Source organism: Tessaracoccus lubricantis (assembly GCF_039544535.1).
GTDB classification, from domain to species: Bacteria; Actinomycetota; Actinomycetes; order Propionibacteriales; family Propionibacteriaceae; genus Arachnia; species Arachnia lubricantis.
Genome location: NZ_BAABLV010000041.1, coordinates 20,139 through 43,492, shown reverse-complemented (window position 1 = coordinate 43,492; position 23,354 = coordinate 20,139). Strand labels below are relative to the sequence as shown.

General features: G+C 68.5%; 20 protein-coding genes. 18 read left to right on the top strand and 2 right to left on the bottom strand.

The window, feature by feature from the left end:
• Genes dnaJ through tgt form a run of 3 tightly spaced genes read left to right on the top strand, consistent with a single transcriptional unit; the run spans position 1 to position 3,127 of the window.
• Positions 1-1,173 (top strand): molecular chaperone DnaJ, encoded by a 1,173-nt coding sequence (gene dnaJ, locus ABEA30_RS13755; RefSeq protein WP_345583817.1) that lies wholly within the window; start codon positions 1-3, stop codon positions 1,171-1,173.
• Positions 1,170-1,901: a 16S rRNA (uracil(1498)-N(3))-methyltransferase gene (locus ABEA30_RS13750; RefSeq protein WP_345583815.1), complete on the top strand. Its 732-nt coding sequence runs from the start codon at positions 1,170-1,172 to the stop codon at positions 1,899-1,901. The genes dnaJ and ABEA30_RS13750 overlap by 4 nt, the downstream gene beginning before the upstream one ends.
• Positions 1,898-3,127: a tRNA guanosine(34) transglycosylase Tgt gene (gene tgt, locus ABEA30_RS13745; protein ID WP_345583813.1), complete on the top strand. Its 1,230-nt coding sequence runs from the start codon at positions 1,898-1,900 to the stop codon at positions 3,125-3,127. The genes ABEA30_RS13750 and tgt overlap by 4 nt, the downstream gene beginning before the upstream one ends.
• A gap of 30 nt (positions 3,128-3,157) precedes the next feature.
• On the opposite strand, the gene ABEA30_RS13740 is transcribed toward tgt, so the two are convergent.
• Positions 3,158-3,868, bottom strand: a complete 711-nt coding sequence (locus ABEA30_RS13740; protein ID WP_345583811.1) for a queuosine precursor transporter — start codon at positions 3,866-3,868, stop codon at positions 3,158-3,160.
• 73 nt (positions 3,869-3,941) lie between these two features.
• Here ABEA30_RS13740 and ABEA30_RS13735 point away from each other — a divergent pair, with 73 nt between their 5' ends.
• From ABEA30_RS13735 to ABEA30_RS13670, 14 genes are all read left to right on the top strand, one after another.
• On the top strand, positions 3,942-4,367 hold the full coding sequence (locus ABEA30_RS13735) for a DUF5709 domain-containing protein (protein ID WP_345583809.1): 426 nt from the start codon (positions 3,942-3,944) through the stop codon (positions 4,365-4,367).
• 134 nt (positions 4,368-4,501) lie between these two features.
• Positions 4,502-5,431 (top strand): PhoH family protein, encoded by a 930-nt coding sequence (locus ABEA30_RS13730; protein ID WP_345583807.1) that lies wholly within the window; start codon positions 4,502-4,504, stop codon positions 5,429-5,431.
• Complete coding sequence (ybeY, locus tag ABEA30_RS13725; RefSeq protein ID WP_345583805.1) at positions 5,432-5,893, top strand: rRNA maturation RNase YbeY; 462 nt, start codon at positions 5,432-5,434, stop codon at positions 5,891-5,893.
• A 40-nt stretch (positions 5,894-5,933) separates the two neighbouring features.
• A complete protein-coding gene (locus tag ABEA30_RS13720) occupies positions 5,934-7,187 on the top strand; it encodes an APC family permease (protein WP_345583803.1) in 1,254 nt (417 codons plus the stop codon).
• 46 nt (positions 7,188-7,233) lie between these two features.
• Positions 7,234-8,544 carry a hemolysin family protein gene (locus ABEA30_RS13715; RefSeq protein ID WP_345583801.1) on the top strand — a complete coding sequence of 437 codons (1,311 nt, stop codon included), beginning with the start codon at positions 7,234-7,236 and terminating at the stop codon, positions 8,542-8,544.
• Positions 8,537-9,460, top strand: coding sequence for a GTPase Era (gene era, locus ABEA30_RS13710; protein ID WP_345583799.1), 924 nt, complete (start codon positions 8,537-8,539; stop codon positions 9,458-9,460). The genes ABEA30_RS13715 and era overlap by 8 nt, the downstream gene beginning before the upstream one ends.
• A 213-nt stretch (positions 9,461-9,673) precedes the next feature.
• On the top strand, positions 9,674-10,951 hold the full coding sequence (locus ABEA30_RS13705; RefSeq protein WP_345583797.1) for an extracellular solute-binding protein: 1,278 nt from the start codon (positions 9,674-9,676) through the stop codon (positions 10,949-10,951).
• A 94-nt stretch (positions 10,952-11,045) separates the two neighbouring features.
• A complete protein-coding gene (locus tag ABEA30_RS13700; protein WP_345583795.1) occupies positions 11,046-11,996 on the top strand; it encodes a carbohydrate ABC transporter permease in 951 nt (316 codons plus the stop codon).
• A 3-nt stretch (positions 11,997-11,999) separates the two neighbouring features.
• Positions 12,000-12,866 (top strand): carbohydrate ABC transporter permease, encoded by an 867-nt coding sequence (locus ABEA30_RS13695; protein WP_345583793.1) that lies wholly within the window; start codon positions 12,000-12,002, stop codon positions 12,864-12,866.
• Between the two features lie 79 nt (positions 12,867-12,945).
• Positions 12,946-13,842 (top strand): ABC transporter ATP-binding protein, encoded by an 897-nt coding sequence (locus ABEA30_RS13690; RefSeq protein WP_345583791.1) that lies wholly within the window; start codon positions 12,946-12,948, stop codon positions 13,840-13,842.
• 1 nt (position 13,843) lies between these two features.
• On the top strand, positions 13,844-15,433 hold the full coding sequence (locus tag ABEA30_RS13685) for an ABC transporter permease (protein ID WP_345583789.1): 1,590 nt from the start codon (positions 13,844-13,846) through the stop codon (positions 15,431-15,433).
• 168 nt (positions 15,434-15,601) lie between these two features.
• Positions 15,602-17,341, top strand: a complete 1,740-nt coding sequence (gene leuA / locus ABEA30_RS13680) for a 2-isopropylmalate synthase (RefSeq protein WP_345583787.1) — start codon at positions 15,602-15,604, stop codon at positions 17,339-17,341.
• Positions 17,342-17,416: 75 nt separating this feature from the next.
• Entirely contained in the window at positions 17,417-19,966 is a 2,550-nt protein-coding gene (locus ABEA30_RS13675; RefSeq protein WP_345583785.1) for a DEAD/DEAH box helicase, read from the top strand.
• Between the two features lie 39 nt (positions 19,967-20,005).
• Entirely contained in the window at positions 20,006-20,968 is a 963-nt protein-coding gene (locus ABEA30_RS13670) for an acyl-CoA thioesterase (protein ID WP_345583783.1), read from the top strand.
• A gap of 862 nt (positions 20,969-21,830) precedes the next feature.
• On the opposite strand, the gene ABEA30_RS13665 is transcribed toward ABEA30_RS13670, so the two are convergent.
• A complete protein-coding gene (locus tag ABEA30_RS13665; protein WP_425584640.1) occupies positions 21,831-22,499 on the bottom strand; it encodes an isoprenyl transferase in 669 nt (222 codons plus the stop codon).
• Between the two features lie 123 nt (positions 22,500-22,622).
• Between ABEA30_RS13665 and recO the strand changes: the two genes are divergently transcribed.
• On the top strand, positions 22,623-23,345 hold the full coding sequence (gene recO / locus ABEA30_RS13660) for a DNA repair protein RecO (protein WP_345583781.1): 723 nt from the start codon (positions 22,623-22,625) through the stop codon (positions 23,343-23,345).
• Positions 23,346-23,354: the final 9 nt, after the last annotated feature.

The window sequence follows — 23,354 nt, the reverse complement described above, 5'->3', positions numbered from 1 at the left end:
ATGAGCAAGGACTACTACGCCATCCTCGGCGTCGAACGCGACGCCACGCCTGAGAGCATCAAGAAGGCCTACCGCCGCCGCGCCATGAAGGTCCACCCCGACGTCGCCCATGGCGACGCGGAGGCAGCTGAGAAGTTCAAGGAGCTCAGCGAGGCCTACGAGGTGCTCAGCGACCCCAACAAGCGCGCGGTCTTCGACCGCGGCGGTGACCCGATGTCGGGTGCCGCCGGTGCGGGCTTCTCCGGGTTCGGCGGGGGCTTCGCAGGCGGCTTCGACTTCACCAACCTGGTCGACGCGATGTTCGGCCAGGCAGGCAGCCGGGGTCCGCGCTCGCGCGTGCGACAGGGGCAGGACGCCCTGGTGCGCGTCTCGTTGGACCTGCACGAGGCCGTGTTCGGCGTCACCAAGCCCGTCAAGGTGGCCACCGCGGTGGTGTGTCCCAAGTGTTCCGGCTCTGGCGGCGAGCCCGGCTCGGAGCCGGTGACCTGCGCCACCTGCAACGGCAACGGCGACATCACGCAGATCCAGCGCAGCTTCCTCGGCGACATCCGCACCTCGCAGGCGTGCCCCACCTGCCGGGGCTACGGCACGATCATCCCGCGCCCGTGTGGCGAGTGCTCCGGCGAGGGCCGCGTGCGCACCACGCGGACGCTGCAGGTGAAGATCCCCGCCGGCGTCTCGACGGGCATCCGCATCCACCTCGAGGGCCAGGGCGAGGTCGGCCCCGGCGGGGGCCCTGCGGGCGACCTGTACGTGGAACTCAGCGTCAACCCGCATGAGTCGTTCCGCCGTGACGGCGACAACCTCGAGATGGTGGTGAAGCTGCCCATGACTGCGGCCGCGCTCGGCACCACCGTCAGCCTCACCACGCTCGAGTCCGAGTGGGACAAGTCCGACGTGGAGGACCGCACGGTCGAGCTGGAGGTGCCGTCGGGCACCCAGTCGGGCACCCGCATCGCGCTCAAGGGCCGGGGCGTGCCGCGGCTGCGGGGCGGCGGCCGCGGCGACCTGGGCGTGACCCTGCTGGTGCAGACGCCCACCAAGCTCGACGACCACCAGCGTGAACTGCTGCGCCAGCTGGCCGTGGCCCGCGACGAGACCCGGGCGGAGGCCGTCACCGCCAAGCCCGGCAAGGGCGGGGTCTTCGGCAAGCTGAGCGAGTGGTTCTCGTGACCGACCCGCTCTTCTTCGCCGACTTCGACGACACCGTCCGCCCGGGGCAGCGCGTCGTGGTCACCGGCGACGAGGCGCACCACGCCGTCAGCGTGAAACGCATCGCCGTGGGCGAGGGCGTGCTGCTGGCCAACGGCGAGGGGCTGGGCCTGCGAGGCGAGGTCGTCGACGTGGCGAAGCGCGAGCTCACCGTCGAGGTGGCCGAGGTCTTCGACGACGACGCCCCGCCGCTGCGCTGGGGCGTGGTGCAGGCGCTCGCGAAGGGCGACCGCAGCGACCTCGCGGTGCAGATGGCCACGGAGCTCGGCGCTCAGCGGATCATCGCGTGGCAGGCGTCCCGCTCCATCGTGCGCTGGCAGGGCGAACGCGGCGCCAAGGCAGTCGACAAGTGGCGCGCCACCGCCCGCGAGGCGGCCAAGCAGTCGCGCCGGTTCGGCGCGCCCGCCGTCGAGGCCGCCTCCACGGCCCAGGTGCTCGCCGCCATCCGCGAAGCCGACATCGCGCTCGTGCTGCACGAGGACGCAGAACTGCACATCGCGCAGGTCGAACTGCCCGACGAGGGGTTCGGCCTGGTGATCGTGGGCCCCGAGGGCGGCATCTCGCCAGACGAACTCGACGCGTTCGTCGGCGCCGGCGCCCAGCCGGTGCTGGTCAGCGACGGCGTGCTGCGCACGTCGACCGCGGCCGCCGTCGCGCTCGCCCAACTCGACGTGCTTGCCCGCCGATGAGCTTCTCGTTCGACGTCACCCACAGCCTCGACGACGCCCCTGGCCGCGCGGGCGTCATCCACACCCCGCACGGCGACATCGAGACGCCGGCCTTCATCGTCGTGGGCACCAAGGCGACGGTGAAGGCGGTGCTGCCCGAATCCGTGGCCGACACCGGCGCACAGGCGGTGCTGGCCAACGCGTACCACCTCTACCTGCAGCCCGGCTCTGACATCGTCGACGAGGCGGGCGGCCTCGGCAGGTTCATGAACTGGCCGGGGCCCACGTTCACCGACTCCGGCGGCTTCCAGGTGATGAGCCTCGGCGCCGGGTTCAAGAAGGTGCTGGCCATGGACACCAAGGGCATGGCGGACGACGACGTGATCGCCGAGGGCAAGACGAGGCGCGCGCACGTCGACGACGACGGCGTGACGTTCAAGTCGCACCTCGACGGCACCAGGCACCGGTTCACGCCCGAGGTGTCGATGCGGATCCAGCACGAGCTGGGCGCCGACATCATGTTCGCGTTCGACGAGCTCACCACGCTGATGAACACCCGTGAGTACCAGGAGGACTCCGTGGAGCGCACCCACGCATGGGCGGTGCGCTGCCTCAGGGAGCACGCCCGCCTCACCGCGGAGCGCGTGGGCAAGCCGTACCAGGCGCTGTTCGGCGTCATCCAGGGCGCGCAGTACGAGGACCTCCGGCGGCGGGCGTCGCGTGACCTGGCGTCCCTCGAGGTCGACGGCCAGCGGTTCGACGGCTTCGGGCTCGGCGGTGCCCTCGAGAAGCAGAACCTGGGCCGCATCATCGGTTGGATGGTCGACGAACTGCCCGAGGACAAGCCCCGCCACCTGCTGGGCATCTCGGAACCCGACGACCTCTTCGCCGCCGTCGAGATGGGCGCCGACACGTTCGACTGCGTCAACCCCTCCCGGGTGGCCCGCAACGCGGCGATCTACACCGCGGACGGTCGCTACAACGTCAACACCGCAGCGCATCGTCGCTCGTTCATCCCGTTGGAGGACGGCTGCGACTGCTACACGTGCACGCACTACACCCGCGCGTACCTGCACCACCTGTTCAAGGCCAAGGAGATGCTGGCCTCCACGCTGGCGACGATCCACAACGAGCGCTTCACGGTGCGCCTGGTGGACCAGATGCGCCTGACGCTGAAGGACGGCACCTTCGGCGCGTTCCGCAGCGAGTTCCTCGGCCGCTTCTACGCCGGCCGACGCGTCTCCTGAGCCGGCCGCGGACGGCCGGCGGCAGGACCCTCAGGCTCCGTACGTGGGCTCGTGTCGCTTGACCAGCTTGATGACCTGGTAGGTCACCGGCAGGAAGATCACCTCGACCAGCACCTTGTAGACGTAGCCCACCAGGATGTAGTTCAGCAGCGTCCCGCCGGTGATGATGCCGGCGAACGCAACGATGCAGAAGATCACGGTGTCGGCGGCCTCTCCGACGACGGTGGAGCCCAGCAGGCGGGCCCACAGCCCGCCCTCGCGGGTGCGCTTCTTGAGCTTCACCAGCACCCACGCGTTGAGCAGTTGACCGGCCAGGTAGCCCAGCACCGACGCGGCCACGATGCGCGGCACGAACCCGAGCACCGCCTCGAACGCCGCCTGGTCGCCCCAGTCCGCGGCCGGGGGAGCGGCGCCCACGAGGAGGAACGTGAGGGACGCCAGGATCGACACCGCGAAGCCGATGAAGATCGCGCGCTTGGCGCCCCTCATGCCGTAGACCTCGGCCAGCACGTCGCCCAGCACGTAGGTGAGCGGGAACAGGAACGCGCCGCCGTCGGTGATGATCGGCAGGATCGGGAAGCCGAAGAGCTCCACCTCAGGCCCGAACTGGATGAGCTTGACCGCCGAGACGTTCGAGATCAACAGCAGCGCGCAGAACAGCGCCACGACGATGTCGTAGACGCCCCGCTGGCGGGTGGCGAACTGGGTGGTCATGGATTCTTCATCGAGGGTGGCAGGCACCCGCGCACTATATATCGGGTCGCGGCCCGCGCGTTTGTACCCACCGTCGGGCGCCGGGTGGCAAACTCAGGTTATGGATGACATCACCGAGAGCGTTCCTGAAGAATCAGTGCAGCTGGACCAGCTCCAGCCGGACGACTCGTTGATCTACCGCGGGGTCGACGACGTCCTGGACGAGGGTTACATCACGCCCGATGACTGGTCCCCGGCGATGGGCTTCGGCAACACGCCGGCCGAGATGCGGCAGGGCGAGACCATCGACATGCGCGTCAAGCAGGAGATCCCCGACCGTGCCGCGGAGCAGGAGGGCGACTGGAATCCCAACGACGAGCCGCGCGAGGTCGGCCGTGAACGCGCCGGCCGCCTGATGCGGGTCCAGGGCGCCGGCGGCAGCGAGACCCTCGGGATCGACGTCGGCTTCAGCGGCGGCGCCGCGAGCGCCGAGGAGGCAGCGATGCACATCATCTCCGACGACGAGGACGACGAGCGCCTCGAATGAGGCCTCGCGTGGACGTAGACTGTGACTTCGGCGCGACCGCGCCCTGAGAACCACCCAGAGGAAACATCCTGAACAGCAACTCTCTCGACCAGCAGCACGCCGTCCGCACCGTGGCCGTGCCAGCGTCGATCGACATGGTCAACCTCCTGGGCCCCCGCGACGAGTACCTGCGGATCCTGGAGGAGAGCCTGGAAGCAGACCTGCATGTGCGCGGCGGTCAGGTCACCCTCTCCGGCAAGGCCGCCGAGGTGGCCAGGGCCGCAGACGTGCTGACGGAACTGGTGACCATCCTGCGCACCGGCCAGGGACTCACCAGCGAGACCGTCGAACGGGTCCTCCAGATGGCCGACGAGCCCAATGCCTCCGCGTCGGAGGTGTTGACGCAGAACATCATCTCGTCGCGCGGCCGCCACGTCCGCCCCAAGACGCTCAACCAGAAGCGCTACGTCGACGCCATCGACCGCCACACCATCGTGTTCGGCATCGGGCCCGCCGGCACCGGCAAGACGTACCTGGCGATGGCCAAGGCCGTGCAGGCGCTGCAGGCCAAGGAGGTCAGCCGCATCATCCTCACGCGTCCCGCGATCGAGGCGGGCGAACGCCTGGGGTTCCTGCCGGGCACGCTCAACGACAAGATCGACCCCTACCTGCGCCCCCTCTATGACGCGCTACACGACATGGTCGACGCCGAGTCGGTGCCGAAGCTCCTCACCTCCGGCACCGTCGAGGTCGCACCGCTGGCCTACATGCGTGGCCGCACCCTCAACGACGCGTTCATCATCCTCGACGAGGCCCAGAACACGTCGATGGAGCAGATGAAGATGTTCCTGACCCGGCTGGGGTTCAACTCCAAGATCGTCGTCACCGGCGACGTGACGCAGGTCGACCTGCCGGGCGGCGTCAAGAGTGGCCTGCGCGGGGTGCAGCGCATCCTCGACGGCGTGGAGGACATCGAGTTCTGCACGCTCACCAACCGCGACGTCGTGCGCCACAAGCTGGTGGGCCGGATCGTCGCCGCCTACGACCAGTTCGAGAGCCTGTCCACCGAGCGGAGGCACGCCTAAGTGATCGACCTCAACAACGAGTCGGGCGTCGAGGCCGACGAGCTGGGCCTCATCGAGCTGGCCCGGTTCGCGCTGGACAAGCTGCGCATCCATCCCCAGGCGGACCTGTCCATCGTCCTGGTCGACGAGGAGACCATGGCGCAGTACCACGAGCGGTTCATGGACCTGCCCGGGCCCACGGACGTGATGAGCTTCCCGATGGATGAGCTCCGCGCGCCGGACGAGGACGAGGATCCGCCCATGGGGCTGCTCGGCGACATCGTGCTGTGCCCGCAGGTGACCGCCAGGCAGGCGGCCGAGAACGGTCGCGAGCCCGACGCGGAGGCCGAGTACCTCCTCATCCACGGCCTGCTGCACCTGCTGGGGCACGACCACGCGGAGCCGGAGGAGAAGGCCGTCATGTTCGGCCTCAACGACCGGATCATCGCCGCTTGGGAATTGGCCAGGCCGGGCAAGTCCTGACAGTGTGGGGCCGACAGAGGTTGCCCTGACAGGAGTAGCAATGACCACTGGCCCCCAATCCCGGTCCCAACTGAGCCGCAGCCTGGGGCTGTGGGACGCCATCGCCATCGGGGTCGCCTCCATGGTCGGGGCCGGCGTCTTCGTCGTCTGGTCGCCCGCGGCAGCCGCTGCGGGCGATCTCCTGTTGGTGGCGCTGGTGATCGCCGCCGTCGTCGCCTGGGCCAACGCGACCTCGTCGGCCCAACTGGCGGCGCAGTACCCGGCGGCAGGCGGCACGTACGTCTACGGGCGGGAGCGGCTGGGGGAGTGGCCCGGCTACCTCGCCGGGTGGAGCTTCGTCATCGGCAAGACCGCCTCCGTCGCCGCCATGGCCCTGGCCTTCGCGGCCTACCTGGCCCCCGACGGTTGGCACAAGCCCGTCGCCATCGCTGCGGTGTGGGCTCTCGTCGGGGTCAACCTGCTGGGCGTCACCCGCACGGCGCAGGTCGCCAAGGTGCTGGCGACGCTGGCCATCGTCGGCATCGCCACCGCGCTGGGCACCGGGTGGTTCGGAGGGAGCGGCGACGCCAGCTTCGGCTTCGCCGAGATCGACGGCAGTGCCTACGGCGTGCTGCAGGCCGCCGGCCTCCTGTTCTTCGCCTTCGCCGGCTACGCCCGCATCGCCACCATGGGGGAGGAGGTGCGCAACCCCGAACGGACGATCGGCCGGGCGATCATCACCGCGCTGCTGATCGTGCTCGTGCTCTACGCGGTGGTGGCGGTGACGCTGCTGACCCTGGTGGACATCGAGGTGCTGGCCCTCTCGCCGGCACCGCTGACGCGGCTGGTGACCGGCCACCCCGTCGCCTCCGCGGTTCTCGTCGGGGGTGCGGTGGCCGCCATCGCCGGGGCCCTGCTCGGGCTGCTCTCCGGCATCGGCCGCACGTTCCTGGCGATGTCACGGGAGGGGGACCTGCCCCGCTTCTTCGACCACACCCATCCACGCACGAAGGTGCCGCACCGCATCGAGCTGTTGCTGGGCGTGGTCCTGACCGGCCTGCTGCTGGTGGCGGACCTTCGTGGCGCCATCGGATTCTCCTCGTTCGGAGTGCTGCTCTACTACTTCGTCGCCAACGTCTCCGCCTTCACCCAGGACCCCGAGCAAAGGCGCTACCACAAGGCCTGGCAGGTCCTCGGCGCCGTGCTGTGCCTGGTGCTCGTGGCCACGCTGCCGTGGCAGTCGGTGCTGGGCGGCGTCGTCGTGCTCGCCGTCGGCGTGCTGTGGCGGCTGCTGCGGCCCCGCCGCCTGCGTTAGACTCCGACGCACAGAAGTTCCCGAGTGAGCGAGTTGATCGGATCCCGTGACGCAGTCCGAATGGATTGAACTGGGCGTTGCCCTCCTGTGCGCCCTCGGCGCGTCGTTGCTCGCCGCGGCGGAGACCGCGCTGAGCGTCATCACCAAGTCCCGTGCCGAACGCCTCGCGGAGGACGACGCCCGCAAGGGCGAGCGCATCCTGCTGATCACGCAGGACCCCGCGCCCACGATCAACGCGGTCATGTTCGCGCGAATGGCGCTGGAGATCAGCTCCATCGTGGTGGCCACCATCGTGATGTTCACGCAGTTCCGCGTGGACTGGCAGCGGGCGCTGGTGACCATCGCGATCATGCTGGTGGTCTCCTTCATCCTGTGGGGAGTGGCGCCGCGCACCATCGGCCGGCAGAAGCCGGAGGCCACGCTGCGTGCGTTCGGGCCCGTGCTCACCGGCCTGACCACCGTGCTGGGCCCCGTCGCCCAGCTGATGATCTACCTGGGCAACGCGCTCACGCCCGGGCGCGGCTACGCCGATGGTCCGTTCGCCACCGAGGCCGAGCTGCGAGAGCTCGTCGACATCGCGGAGGCACAGGACCTCATCGAGGCCGGCGAGTCCAGGATGATCCACTCGGTGTTCGAGCTGGGCGACACCATCGTCAAGGAGGTCATGGTGCCGCGCACGGACGTCGTGTTCGTCACGCGCGACAAGACGTTGCGGCAGCTCCTGTCCCTGGCGCTGCGCTCCGGCTTCTCCCGGATCCCGGTGATCGGCGAGAGCCTCGACGACGTGCTCGGCGTCGCCTACCTCAAGGACGTCGCCAAGCGCATCCACGACTTCCCGGACGCCGAGCGCCTTGAGACCGTGGCGGACATCATGCGCCCGGCCGCGTTCTGCCCGGATTCCAAGCCGGTGAGCGAACTCCTGCGGGAGATGCAGCTCAGCCACTCACACCTGGTCATGGTGATCGACGAGTTCGGCGGCACCGCCGGCCTGGCCACCATCGAGGACATCATCGAGGAGATCGTCGGCGAGATCGTCGACGAGTACGACCAGGACACCCCGGCCGTCACGGAACTCGGCGACGGCCGCTACCGCATCTCGTCCAGGCTGCCGCTCGACGAGCTCGGGGCACTGTTCGGCATCGACCTCGAGGACGACGACGTCGAGACCGCTGGCGGCCTCATGGCCAAACAGCTCAACCTCGTCCCCATCCCCGGCTCACGTGCCGTCGTGGGAGACCTGGAGCTCGTCGCCGACCGCGCCGTCGGGAGACGCCACCAGATCGGCACCGTGCTCGTGCGTCGCCTCGACCCCACGGAACTGGCAGCACACGCGCAACAGGAGAACCACGATGACTGACACCTACCGCTCCGGGTTCGCCTGCTTCGTTGGGCGTCCCAACGCCGGCAAGTCGACGCTGACGAACGCGCTGGTGGGGCAGAAGATCGCCATCGCGTCCAGCAAGCCGCAGACCACGCGGCACGTGGTGCGCGGCATCGTCACCCGCGACGACGGGCAGCTCATCCTCATCGACACGCCGGGCCTGCACAAGCCGCGCACGCTGCTCGGCCAGCGGCTCAACGACCTCGTCTACGAGACGTGGAGCGAGGTCGACGTCGTCGGCGTCTGCCTGCCCTGCGACCAGCGGATCGGACCGGGGGACAAGTTCATCATCGGGGAGATCGCCAAGCTCGAGCAGAAGCCCAAGCTGGTGGCCCTGGCGACGAAGACCGACCTGGTGAGCAAGGAACGCATCCTCTCCCACCTCGTGGACGTCGCGGCCGTGGCCGAGGAACTCGGCATCGAGTGGGCCGAGGTCGTCCCCTGCTCGGCGACCGAGGGCGATCAGGTCGACGTGGTCCGCGACACCCTGATCAACCTGCTGCCCGAGGGGCCCCAGTACTACCCGGACGGCGAGATCACCGACGAGCCCACCGAGACCCTCATCGCGGAACTCATCCGGGAGGCCGCCCTGGAGGGCGTCCGCGAGGAACTCCCGCACTCCATCGCCGTGATGATCGACGAGATCCTGCCCCGGCCCGATCGGCCGGAGGACAAGCCACTCACGGACGTGTTCGCCACCATCGTCGTCGAACGCGATTCCCAGAAGGGGATCATCATCGGCCACCGGGGATCGCGGCTGAGGGAGATCGGCACCACGGCCCGCGAACAGATCAACCGGCTGCTGGGCACCCGGGTTCACCTCACGCTGCACGTCAAGGTGCTCAAGGAATGGCAGCGAGACGCGAAACACCTCAACCGCCTGGGATTCTGAACGAGAATCGCTCAACTTGTGATGACAACTCGCGCGATGAGCGGACAATAGTGTTCAAGCGGGCCAAGTGCGCAGCTCATCTGCGCATTAGGCTGTTAACGGTAACTATTTGATTACGACGTGGTGTGCTGGAGTGGTCAGTCCGGCGGGGAGTTCCTAGTATCAACGCAACAACCGCCCGGTTGACCTTGACCTGAAGGAAAGGACACACACGTGAAGAAGCGTGTTTACAAGCTCGGCGTGGCCGCCATCGTCGGCGCCTTCGCCCTGACTGCCTGCGGTGGCAACGGCAACGGCAATGAGGCCCCTGCTGACAACGGCGCTGGCGAAGTCGCCCCGGCCGACCTCGAGACCACCATCAAGATCCTCGCCCCCTCCTACTCGGACAGCTCCGAAGCTGACTGGAACCGCATCACGGAGAAGTTCAACGAGGAGTACCCCAAGGTCACCGTTGAGTTGCAGATCGACGGCTGGGAGAACTTCGCGCAGACCGTCCAGTCGCGCATCCAGGCCAACGACTACCCCGACATCCTCAACGACAACGCGTTCTCGTCGTCCGCCGAGGCCGGTCTGCTGTACCCCATCGATGAACTGCTCAGCGAGGAGACCGTCGCCAACATCGACGCCGGCCTCATGAGCAACGGCAAGGGCCCCGACGGCACCCAGTGGGCCGCTCCGGACATCGCCTCTGCCCGCATGCTCGTCTACAACACCGACCTGTTCGAGCAGGCCGGCGTCGCCGAGCCGCCGAAGAGCTGGGCCGAGCTGGAAGAGGCTGCTGAGAAGATCACCGCCCTCGGTGACGACATCTACGCCTACGGCATGCCGTTGGGTGAGGAAGAGGCTCAGGTCGAGTCCTCCCTCTGGGTCTGGGGCGCCGGTGGCAACTGGATCGACGGTGAGAACCTGAAGGCCGACTCCGACGTCGCCATCGAGGGCTTCACCCAGATGAAGAAGATGTACGACGCGGGCTACACCCAGCCCAACCTCGAGGACAACCGTCAGGACACCACCAACCTGCTCGCCGCCGGCAAGCTCGCCATGGCGATCGGTCACGGCCAGGTCGTCGGCGACGCAGAGGCCAAGGGCATCAACGTCGCGCTGGCCCCGGTTCCCTCGAAGGACGGCGAAGGCGTTGCCATCGGCGTGACCGACTTCATCCTCGCGTTCAACAACGACGACGCGGCCCGCAAGCAGGCCACCGCCGCGTACCTGAACTACCTCTACTCCGATGAGCTCTACGAGCCGTGGTACAAGGGCACCGGCCTCCTGCCGGTGACCACCTCCACCATCGAGAAGGGCAAGTCCGAGGCCGAGGGCAACCAGGCGGCGTTCCTCGACGCGCTGTCGGTCGTCAAGTTCCAGCCGGTTTCGCACCCGGCATGGGATGCGCTGCAGACCGCTCTGAAGCAGAATGCGTACAAGATCGGTACCGAAGAGCCCGCCGCTCTGCTGGAGCAGATCGAGGCGCAGGTCGCAGCCCAGAGCTGACGAACCGCACAGGGTTGCGGGGTGGTACGGGAATCCCCGTGCCACCCCGCACCCACGCAATCCCAGTGACACGAGCGAGAAGGGACGACCACAGGTGTCGTTGACAGCCACCCCCATGATGGTGGAGCAACAGAAGAAGCGGAAGATCTCAGGAGGATGGGAGACGCTGCGTGCTCTCCCGTGGTTGCTCCCCACGCTGATCCTCATCGTCGCGGTGGTCCTGTACCCCGCAGGCCTGATGATCTACACGTCCTTCTTCAAGTACAACAACAAGGGCATCCTCCGCTCGCCGGACCCGATCGGGCTGGACAACTACATCGGCAAGGCCGGTGCGTTGACCTTCCCGGGTGTGCCGGTGGCCCGCATCATGACCAACACGGTGGTGTGGGTGGTCGTGGTGGTGGTCGTGACCGTCGTGCTCAGCCTCATCCTCGCGCAGTTCCTGAACAAGCCCTTCCGCGGCCGCAAGCTCCTGCGCCTCTTCATCATCCTGCCGTGGGCCTGCTCCGTCGTCATGACGGCGACGGTGTTCCGCTACGGCCTGCAGCAGAACGTCGGTCTCTTCAACCGGCTCCTCGTCGACACGGGGATCCTCCAGTCGGCGCAGGCCTGGACGAAGGACCCGACGTCCGCGTTCTGGGTGGCTGTGTTCGTCGCCATCTACGTCTCGCTGCCGTTCACGACCTACACGATTCTCGCCGGCCTGCAGGCCGTGCCGAGCGACGTGCTCGAAGCCGCGCACGTCGACGGCGCCACGGCCCCGCAGCGCTACTGGCACATCGTGCTGCCGTTGCTGCGCCCCGCGATCGCGGTGGCCGCGCTGATCAACATCATCAACGTGTTCAACTCGCTGCCGATCCTGCGCATCCTGCAGGAGACCCCCGGCTACCACCGCGGACACATCACCACCACGCTGATGTACGAGTACCAGAGTTCGCTCGGCCCCGGCGTCTCGTCGGCCCTGTCGGTGCTGAACTTCCTGTTCTGCCTCGTCATCATCGCGATCTACCTGATCATCGTGCAGCCCACGAAGGAGGTGGCCTGAGCCATGGCGAAGGTCAAGTCTGAACACAAGCTCCGCGGCGGCATCGACAAGAAGCCCAGCCTCATCGGCGTGATCATCGGCTCCCTGGTGATCGTGCTGTTCTTCGGCTTCCCCTACGCGCTGATGTTCATCACGTCGCTGAAGACCCGGCTCGAGGTCACCGACATCCCGCCGGTCTACTTCCCCGAGTCACCGCGCTGGCAGAACTACCTCGACGTGTGGTCCTCGTCGGTCAACCCGGCGTCGTCCCTGCTGTCGACGACGGTGATCGCCGTGGGCGCCACGCTGCTGGTGCTGGTGGTGGCCACGCCGGCGGCGTACTACATCGCCCGCTTCCGGTTCCCGGGCCGCATGGTCTTCCTGCTGCTGGTGCTGTGCACCCAGATGCTGCAGCCCACCGTGCTCGCGGTCGGCCTCTTCCAGGAGTTCAAGGGCTGGTCCGGGTACGCCGTGTGGGGGGCGTTGATCCTCATCAACGGTGCGTTCAACCTGTCGTTCGCGATCTGGATCATGCAGGCGTTCTTCGCCTCCGTGCCCAAGGAGGTGGACGAGGCGGCCCTGATCGACGGCCTCGGCCGCCTGCAGACGATGTTCCGCATCTCGCTGCCGCTGGTGTGGCCGGGCATCGTGACGGCCATCGTGTTCGTCTTCGTCAACTCGTGGAACGAGTTCGCGGCGGCACTCATCCTGGTCCAGCAGAACGACCTGCAGCCGCTGACGGTCTCCATGCCGAGGTTCCTCGGCCTGTACGTCCAGGACTGGCAGTACCTGTTCACCGTGGCGTTGGTCGCCATCGTCCCCGTGATCATCCTCTTCTCCTTCATCGAGAAGCGCCTCATCGGTGGCCTGACCGCCGGTTCGGTGAAATGATCGCCTGAGTGGACCCGACTTCGACTCCCGCCGGACCCCGTCCGGCGGGAGTCGTCATTTCCAGGGGGGAGGAACCACCATGGGAGACAGCGACCTGGTAGTCAGGATCGAGGGGCTCGTCAAGCGGTACGGGAGGTTCACCGCGCTCGACGGGCTGGACCTCGGCGTGCGCAGGGGCGAGGTGCTCGGCTTCCTGGGGCCGAACGGCTCCGGCAAGTCCACCACGATCAGGGTCCTGCTGGGGCTCCTGCGGGCCGACGGTGGCACGCTCGAGCTGCTGGGACGTGACCCCTGGCGCGACGTGCTGGCGCTCCACCGGCGGCTGGCCTACGTACCGGGCGACGTCTCGCTCTGGCCAGGCCTCACCGGTGGGGAGGCCATCGACCTGCTCGGCAGCCTCCGAGGTGGCATCGACACCCGTCGACGCGCCGAGCTGCTCGAGCGCTTCGAACTCGATCCCACCAAACGGGGCCGTCAGTACTCCAAGGGCAACCGTCAGAAGGTGGCCATCGTGGCGGCGCTCGCCGCCGACGTCGAACTCCTCATCCTCGACGAGCCGACGTCGGGCCTGGACCCGCTGATGGAGGCGGTGTTCCAGGACGAGATCCGTCGGGTCAAGGAGCAGGGCCGCACGGTGCTGCTGTCCAGCCACATCCTCACCGAGGTGGAGGCGCTGGCCGACCGGGTGAGCATCATCCGCCAGGGCCGCATCGTCCAGACCGGGACCCTCGCTGAACTGCAGGGCCTCAACCGGGTGGAGATCACCGCCACCCTCGCGTCGAGACATGCCGACGTCGCCACACTGCCGATGCTGCACGACGCGCGTATCGATGGACAGGGGCGGATGAGCGCCACCGTCGAACCAGAGGACATCAACGCCGCGATGGCGGCGCTGGTCCCCCTGGGGATCCGGGCACTCAAGGTCTCGCCCGCGTCGTTGGAGGACCTGTTCCTCAGCCACTACGGGGAGGGCTGAGATGCGCACTCCCGCTTCGGGGGTGCGCCACCTGTTCAAGGTGGCGCTGCACCAGGACGCGCGCAACATCGCCCCGTGGGTGATGCTCATCTCGGTGCTGTCGGCCACCTCGATCCTGGGGTATCGGTGGGTGTTCCCAGAGCAGTCGGACCGGATCTCCCTGGCCAGGGCACTGGGTGCCAACCCGGCGCTCGAGCTCATCTTCGGCCCGGCGCGGGAACTGCTCACCAACGACGGGTTCAACGCCTGGCGCGCCGGGGGGCTGGGCGCCTTCTTCGCCGGACTCATGGCGATCCTGATCGTGGTGCGCAACAGCCGCGCGGATGAGGACTCGGGCCGCGCGGAACTGATCGCCTCGGGCGTCATCACGCGCCGGGCACGCCTGGTCGTGGCCGTGGGGCTGGCGGCCGCAGCATCCCTGTTGCTGTTCGTCGTGTGCTTCCTGCTGACGTGGCTGTCCGGGGGAGAACTCGCGCCGACCCTGATGATCTCCGCCAACTTCGCGGCCTCGGCGCTGATGTTCGCGGGCGTCGCCGCTGTGGCTGCGCAACTGAGCAGCGACGCGCGCACGGCCAGCACGCTCGCAGTGGCGGTGCTCGGCGGCAGCTACGTGCTGCGCGGTTACCTCGGCATGAGCGGCGCGCCGGACTGGACCGAGTGGCTCACACCGTTCGGGTGGCTGGGCCGCACGGGGGTGGCCACCGACAACGATCCGCTGCCGCTCCTGGCCGCAGCAGGCCTCGTGGTCGTGCTGCTGGCCGTGGCCCTGACCCTGCAGGAACACCGAGACCTGGGCCTCGGCATGGTGGCGCAGCGGCCGGGCCCGGCCGGGGCGGCCAGGTTCACCGTCGATGCGCTGCCGTGGCGACTGCACCGCACGTCCCTTGTCGTCTGGATGGTCGCGCTCGCCTTCCTGGGTGCGGTGTGGGGGAGCCTGGTGGTCTCCGTGCAGGACGTGATCGCGGACAACCCGGCGATGGCCAGCTTCATCGCAGCGGGTGCCCTGGACGTCGACGAACTCAACTTCGCCTTCGTGGCGACGATCCTGCACCTCGTCGGCATCATCGCCGCCGTCGTCGGGGCGCAGGTGGTCATGCGGGTGTACACGGAGGAGGTGGCAGACCGGGTGGAGCCGCTCGTCGCCGGGGCGATCAGCAGGTGGCGCTACCTGGCGGGAAACGTGACGGTGGCCCTGGCGGCCAGCGCGGCCGTCACCCTGGTCGCGGGGGCGGGCATGGGCCTGGTCGCGGACGCCTCGGGGGCCGGTGTCGCCTTCGCCGACGTGCTGCTCCAGGCGGCGGTCACGGTGCCGGCCGTGTGGTTGTTGGTGGCCGTCTCGGTCGCCGCGGTGGGCGCCCGCCCTGCGGTCCGGCTCGTGGGTTGGGCCGTCATCGTGGCGACCTTCGGCATCACACTGCTCGGCCCCACGTTCGACTTCCCGGATTGGGCCATGGCCATCAGCCCGCTGCACCACGTGCCCACCGTGGTGGCCGACGACCCCAGCTGGACCGGGCTGGCGTGGGTGGGCGGTGTCGCAGTGGCGCTGTTGGCGATCGGCTTCATCGGCTTCCGCCGACGCGACCTGCGCTGACGCGGACGACCGGTTGCAACGGCGGCTCGCGGTGCTATTGTGACGCTCGTGGCACGGCACACCCTGCTCCTTGGCTGCCGCAGCGAGGCCCAGAATTTCTGAGCCGGATCTCCTCGCTGCGGTGCTTCGTCGTGTCTGGCACTTGAACCCCAGCCCAGGAGAACTCCAATGACTGACATCCATCACCGCCCGCAGCCCAAGCCGGTCCAGCAGCCCACGGGCATGCCGGTGCACCGCTACACCCCCTTCGTGCCGGTCGACGTACCTGATCGCACGTGGCCCGCCAAGCGCATCGAGAAGGCGCCCCGCTGGCTGTCCACCGACCTGCGCGACGGAAACCAGGCGCTCATCGACCCGATGACCCCCTCGCGCAAGATGCGCATGTTCGAGTTGCTGGTCGAGATCGGCTACAAGGAGATCGAGGTCGGGTTCCCATCGGCCTCGCAGACGGACTTCGACTTCGTGCGGCAACTCATCGAGGAGGACCGCGTCCCCGACGACGTGACGATCTCCGTGCTGACCCAGGCCCGTGAGGACCTCATCAGCCGCACCGCTGAGTCGCTGATCGGCGCCAAGCGGGCCACCATCCACATGTACAACGCCACCGCCGCTCTGTTCCGTGAGGTCGTGTTCCGCATCTCCGAGGAGGAGTGCGTGCAGATGGCGCGCCGGGGCACCGAGATGGTGATGAAGTACGCCGACAAGCACCTGCGCGACGTGGAATTCGGCTACCAGTACTCCCCGGAGATCTTCACGCAGACCCCCACGGACTTCGCCGTCGAGGTCTGCAACAACGTCGCGGAGGTGTGGCAGCCGGCCGAGGGTCGCGAGATCATCTTCAACCTGCCGGCCACCGTCGAACGCTCCACGCCCAACACCTACGCGGACCAGATCGAGTACTTCATCCGCAACGTGAAGCACCGCGAGCACGTCGCGGTGTCGCTGCACCCGCACAACGACCGGGGCACCGCCGTCGCCGCCGCGGAGCTGGGCCAGATGGCCGGGGCGGACCGCGTCGAGGGCTGCCTGTTCGGCCACGGCGAGCGCACCGGCAACGTCGACCTCGTCACGCTGGCGCTGAACCTGTACACGCAGGGCGTGGACCCGCAGCTGGACTTCCACGACATCGACCACGTGCGCCGTACCGTCGAGTACTGCACCGGCCTGCCCGTGCATCCCCGCCACCCCTACGCCGGGGACCTGGTCTACACGGCGTTCTCCGGTTCACACCAGGACGCCATCAAGAAGGGCCTGGAGCACCTCGAATACCTGGCTGAGGAGGCCGGCAAGCAGGTCACCGAGATGCCCTGGGAGGCCCCGTACCTGCCCATCGACCCGCATGACGTGGGCCGCACCTACGAGGCGGTCATCCGCGTGAACTCGCAGTCGGGCAAGGGTGGGATGGCCTACCTGATGAAGTCCGAGTTCAAGATGGACCTGCCGCGACGCCTGCAGATCGAGTTCAGCCGCGCCGTGCAGCAGCACACCGAGTCGACGGGCAGCGAGATCACGCCGCAGGAGATCTTCGAGATCTTCAACCGTGAGTACCTCACCGAGGGCCCATGGCGCCTGACCAGCGCCGGCAGCACGTCGAGCAACGGCAGCTTCGTCGTCCATGCCACCGTGGACGGGCCGTCACGCCAGGGCGTCGAGATCGGCGGCGAGGGCAACGGCCCCGTGTCCGCGTTCGTCGACGGCCTGGTGGAGGCGGGCGCGCACGTGCGGGTGCTCGACTACACCGAACACGCACTGGACAGCGGTGGCGACGCGCAGGCCGCGGCGTACGTGGAATGCGAGATCGGCGAGGGCGACGACGCCGAGGTGCTCTGGGGCGTCGGGATCGACCCGTCGATCACGAGTGCGTCGATGAAGGCAATCCTGAGCGCCCTCAACCGCTCCGCCCGCTGACCACCACTCCCTTCGGCCGGGTGCCCAGCGCCCGGCCGAAGGGGCTCGTGAGGCGGCAATGGTAGGTTGGCACGCATGCCGAGACTCACCGACCCCGTAGCCGGTGATGCCGACTCCCTCTATGCGCACTTCACCGCCTGGGCGGAAGGCGAGTCCATCTCGCTGTACCCCCATCAGGAAGAGTCTGCGATCGAGCTCTTCTCCGGCAACAACCTGATCCTCGCCACGCCGACGGGGTCGGGGAAGTCGATGGTGGCCCTGGCCGCGCACTTCGCGGCGCTGAACACCGACCGCGTCAGCTTCTACACCGCCCCCATCAAGGCCCTGGTGAGCGAGAAGTTCTTCGCCCTGTGCCAGGTCTTCGGCGCCGACAACGTCGGCATGGTCACCGGCGACGCGTCTGTCAATGCGGACGCCCCGATCATCTGCTGCACGGCCGAGGTGCTGGCCAACATCGCACTGCGCGAGGGCCGTGACGCCGACGTCGGCATGGTCATCGCAGACGAGTTCCACTTCTACTCCGAGCCCGACCGGGGCTGGGCCTGGCAGGTGCCGCTGCTGGAACTGCCGCAGGCGCAGTTCCTGCTGATGAGCGCCACGCTGGGCGACGTCGACCGTCTCATGTCGCAACTCTCGGAGCGCACCGGGCGCACCACCAGCATCGTCGACGACGCCGAACGCCCAGTCCCACTGATCTTCGAGTACTCGCTGACCCCGCTGCAGGAGAAGGTCACGGACCTGGTGCAGGAGCAGAAGGCGCCGGTCTACATCGTCCACTTCACCCAGGCCGAGGCCTTGGAGCGGGCGCAAAGCCTGTTCAGCCTCAACTTCATCACCAAGCACGACGCCGAGCGCATCCAGGAGGAGATCGGCGCCTTCCGGTTCGGGCCCGGCTTCGGCAAGACCCTCTCCGGGCTGGTCCGCCGCGGGATCGGGGTGCACCACGCCGGCATGTTGCCGAAGTACCGACGCCTCGTCGAACAGCTCGCCCAGACCGGCCTGCTCAAGGTCATCTGCGGCACCGACACCCTCGGGGTCGGCATCAACGTGCCCATCCGGACCGTCCTGTTCACCGGCCTCAGCAAGTTCGACGGCAACAGGGTGCGCCGGCTCCGCTCCCGCGAGTTCCACCAGATCGCAGGACGCGCCGGCCGAGCCGGCTTCGACACCGTCGGGTTCGTCGTCGTCCAGGCCCCCGAACACGTGATCGAGAACGAGCGCGCGCTGGCCAAGGCGGGCGACGACGAGAAGAAGCGCCGCAAGGTCGTGCGCCGCAAACCGCCCGAGGGCTTCGTCGGCTGGAACGAGGAGGCCTACGACAAGATCATCGTCGCCGAGCCGGAGAACCTCGTCTCGCGCATGCAGGTCACCCACTCGACCATCCTGAACATCGCGCAGCGCCCCGGCAACGGCTACGAGGCCATGGTGCACCTCATCGAATCCAGCCACGAGACCACCGAACGCAAGAAGGGCCTGCGGCGTCGCGCGCTCGCCCTGACCAAGGGGCTGCTGAACTCCGGCGTGCTCGTGAAGCTCGGCCAGCCGGACGCCACCGGCAGTTGGTGCAGCCTCGGTGACGGCGTGAGCGAGAACTTCGCGCTGAACCAGCCGCTGGCACCCTTCGCCGTCGCATCCCTGGAGTTGCTCGACCCGGACTCACCCACCTACCACCTGGACGTCGTCTCGGTCATGGAGGCGGTGCTGGAGGACCCGTTCCAGGTCCTGCTCGGCCAGCAGCACCAGGCGCGCGGCGAGGCCATCGCGCAGATGAAGGCCGACGGGATCGAGTACGACCAGCGGATGGAACTGCTCGAGGAGGTCACGTGGCCAAAGCCCTTGGCCGAACTGCTCGAGGCCGCCTTCGAGATCTATGCGGGCGCCCACCCCTGGGTGGACCCGAGCGGGTTGTCGCCGAAGTCGGTGGTGCGCGACATGTGGGAGCGCGCCATGAACTTCACGCAGCTGATCTCGCTCTACAAGCTGCAGCGGAGCGAGGGCACCGTGCTGCGGTACCTGACAGATGCCTACCGCATCCTGCGCCACACCGTGCCCGACGAGTACCGCACCGACGAGTTCGACGACATCGTCGAGTGGCTGGGGGAGACCGTCCGCCAGACCGACTCGTCGCTGCTCGACGAGTGGGAGTCGCTGACTGACCCGGACAAGGTCGCGGCCGCCGCCGCGCTCGCTGCCCAGGGCGCGCCCCCGCCGCCGCCGCGCCCCGTCACGGGCAACGAGCGAGCCTTCACCGCCATGATCCGCACCGCGATGTTCCGCCGTGTCGAGCTGATCGCAGCTGACAAGTGGGAGGAGCTGGGCAGCCTCGACGAAGCGGCCGCCGCGCTCACGGAGCCGCCGCTGGAGGTGCTGATGGACCGCGATGCCTGGGACGACGCGCTGGGCGACTACTGGGACGACTACGACGAGGTACTGCTCGACGGGGACGCCCGCGGGCCCGACCTCTTCCGCCTCGAGAAGGGCAAGGACACCTGGCAGGTCACCCAGGTGATCCACGACCCCGACGGCAACCACGACTGGCGCATCCGGGCCGTCGTCGACCTGACGGCCAGCGATGCGGTGGGGGTCGCCGTCGTCCGTACGGCGGAATTCGCTCGGCTCGGCTGAGCGAACCGCACTAGGCTCGGATCCGGACGAGGAGTGCCGATGAGTGAACAACGACGCGGGGTGACCCTGCGATTCCTGGCGGAACCCTTCGACGCGAACGTGCGCGGCATGATGGACGCCGGCAAGGTGCTCGAATGGATCGACAAGGCCGGCTACGCCGCCGCCGTGGGCTGGGCCGGCACCTATGCCGTGACCGGCTACGTCGGCAACACGCATTTCGTCAAGCCCATCCGGGTCGGTGACCTCGTCGTCGTCCAGGCCCGCGTGGTGTTCACCGGCACCACGTCGATGCAGATCGTGTGCACCGTGACCAGCGGCGACCCGCGCTCCGGAGAACGTGTCCTCAACACGCAGTGCATCCTGCAGTTCGTCGCCATGGACGACGGCAAGCCGGTGCCGGTCCCGAAGTTCTTCCCCCAGGACGAGTGGGAGCTCGAGCAGCACGCCCGCGCCGTGGAGCTCAACGCGGCCCGGCGCGCCATCGAGGCCGACATGCGTACCCAGATCTACAGCGAGGAGACCGAGGTCTGCCGTGAGACCCTCCGGTTCCTGGCTGCGCCGACGGACGTGAACTGGGGCGGTAAGGTGCACGGCGGCTACGTGATGGCCTGGATCGACACGGCTGCGCGCATCGTGGCGGAGCGGTGGCACGCGGGTCCGGTGTCGTCGGTCTACGCAGGTGGCGTCCGGTTCTACCGGCCGATGTTCATCGGCGACCTCGTGGAGGTCGACGCCCGGCTGATCCACACGGGCAACACCAGCATGCACGTGTCGATCTCCGTGCGTTCCGGCGACCCGCGCACACGTGAGTTGCGCGAGACCACGCATTGCACGTTCGTCTACTGCGGCGTCGACGCCGAGGGTCGCAAGCGCCCCGTCCCGTCCTGGGAACCGAAGTTCCTGGGTGACATCGCGCTCGACGAGCACGCGAAGAAGGTCATCGAGCTGCGTCGCCAGCTGCTGCGCCCGCTACCCAGAGAGCTTCCGCCCGACTTCGAATGAGCGTGTCCAGAGCCGGCCGTCTGCGGCGGTCGAAGGAGCGGTGGTGTTTCCTGAGCCGGCCGTCCGCGGTCGGTCGAAGGAGGCGTGAGGTGGTCTGGTGGGGCCCTTCGACCAGGCGCTGGGCGCCTGGCTCAGGGAGCGGGTCGTCGGTGTTTCCTGAGCCGGCCGTCTGCGGCCGGTCGAAGGAGCGGTGAGGTGGCCTGTGTGTTGGGGCCCTTCGACCAGGCGCGGGGCGCCTGGCTCAGGGAGCGGGTCGTCGGTGTTTCCTGAGCCGGTCGTCTGCGGCCGGTCGAAGGAGGGGTGAGGTGGTCTGCGTGTTGGGGCCCTTCGACCAGGCGCGGGGCGCCTGGCTCAGGGAGCGGGTCGTCGGTGTTTCCTGAGCCGGTCGTCTGCGGCCGGTCGAAGGAGGGGTGAGGTGGTCTGAGTGTTGGGGCCCTTCGGCCAGGCGCTGGGCGCCTGGCTCAGGGAGCGGGTCGTCGGTGTTTCCTGAGCCGGTCGTCTGCGGCCGGTCGAAGGAGCGGTGAGGTGGTCTGCTTGCTTGGGGCCCTTCGACCAGGCGCTGGGCGCCTGGCTCAGGGAGCGGGTCGTCGGGGTTTCCTGAGCCGGCCGTCTGCGGCCGGTCGAAGGAGCGGTGAGGTGGTCTGCTTGCTTGGGGCCCTTCGACCAGGTGCTGGGCGCCTGGCTCAGGGAGCGGGGAGTCGGCCCTTCGACCAGGCACGGGGCGCCTGGCTCAGGGAGCGGGGAGTCGGCCCTTCGACCAGGCGCGGGGCGCCTGGCTCAGGGAGCGGGGTCGTCGGCCCTTCGACCAGGCGCGCGGCGCCTGGCTCAGGGAACGAGTCGCCCCTCGACCAAGCGCTGGGGATCAGGCGGTGCCGAAGCGGCGCTCACGGTGGGCGTACTGCTCGACGGCCGCCCAGAGGTCGCGGCGGTCGAAATCGGGCCACAGCCGGTCCATGAAGATGAACTCGGCATAGGCCGACTGCCACAGCAGGAAGTTCGAGATCCGCTGCTCGCCGGAGGAGCGCAGGAACAGGTCCACGTCGGGAATCTCCGGCTCGTCGAGGAACTTCTGGAACCGGTCCTCGGTGAGCCGGTCGGGATCCAGCCGGCCGTCCCGGGCCAGCCGCGCGATCTCCCGGGCAGCGTCGACGATTTCCGCCCGGCCGCCGTAGTTCACGCAGAACTGCAAAGTCAGCGTCGTGTTGGTGCCGCTCATCTCCTCCGCCACCTCGAGCTCCTTGATGACCGAACCCCACAGGCGCGGACGACGACCCGCCCAGCGGATGCGCACGCCCAGGTCGTTCAGTTCGTCACGGCGACGGTGGATGACGTCTCGGTTGAAGCCCATGAGGTAGCGCACCTCGTCAGGGGAGCGCTTCCAGTTCTCGGTGGAGAACGCATACGCCGACAGGTACGGGATGCCAAGCTCGATGGCCCCGTGCACCACGTCGAGCAGCGACGCCTCACCCATCGCGTGGCCCTCGGTGCGCTTCAGCCCGCGCTGCTTGGCCCAGCGGCCGTTGCCGTCCATGACGATCGCTACGTGGCGCGGGACGGCACCCTTCAGCTGCGGCGGCGTTGCGCCGCTGGGATGCGGGGTGGGGCGACGGCGAGGCTCAGGCACGCAACGAGACTACCGGCCTATCATCGGTGGGTGCCCACCTACCGTGACGAAGCCGTGGTGTTGCGGACCCACCAGCTCGGTGAGGCAGACCGCATCATCACCTTCCTGACGCGCCGCAACGGCAAGGTCAGGGCAGTGGCCAAGGGCATCCGGAAGACCTCGAGCCGCTTCGGCGGCCGCCTCGAGCCGTACTGCCAGGTGGACATCCAGTTCGCCGAGGGCCGCGGGTCGCTGGAGGTCGTGACGCAGGTCGAGGCCATGCACGTCAGCAGGTTGGCCGCGGACTACTCCCGCTTCACCGCCGCCGAGGTGCTCGTCGAGACCGCAGACCGGCTCGTGTCCGAGGAGGGCAGCCCCGCCGTCCAGCAGTACCGCCTCCTCGCGGGAGCCCTCAAGGCACTGGAGGATCCGCTGCGGCCCTACCCCCTCGTCGTCGACTCCTACCTGCTGCGGGCGCTGGCGGTGGCCGGCTACGCCGTCGCGACGACCCGGTGCGCCGGCTGCGACAACGCCGAGGTCAGGTGGTTCTCTCCGCAGGGCGGCGGGGCAGTGTGCACCGGCTGCCGGACGTCCGGCTCGGCGCAGCTGGAGCCCGAGGGCATCACCCACCTCGGCGCACTCCTGGCCGGCGACTGGCCCACGGCGACGGCCACCGACGTGGCTACGGCCAAGCGTGTCGACGGCATGGTGATCGCCTACGCGACGTGGCATCTCGACCGAGCACTCAGATCGCTGCCGTATTTCGAACGGTAGGGTCAGTGA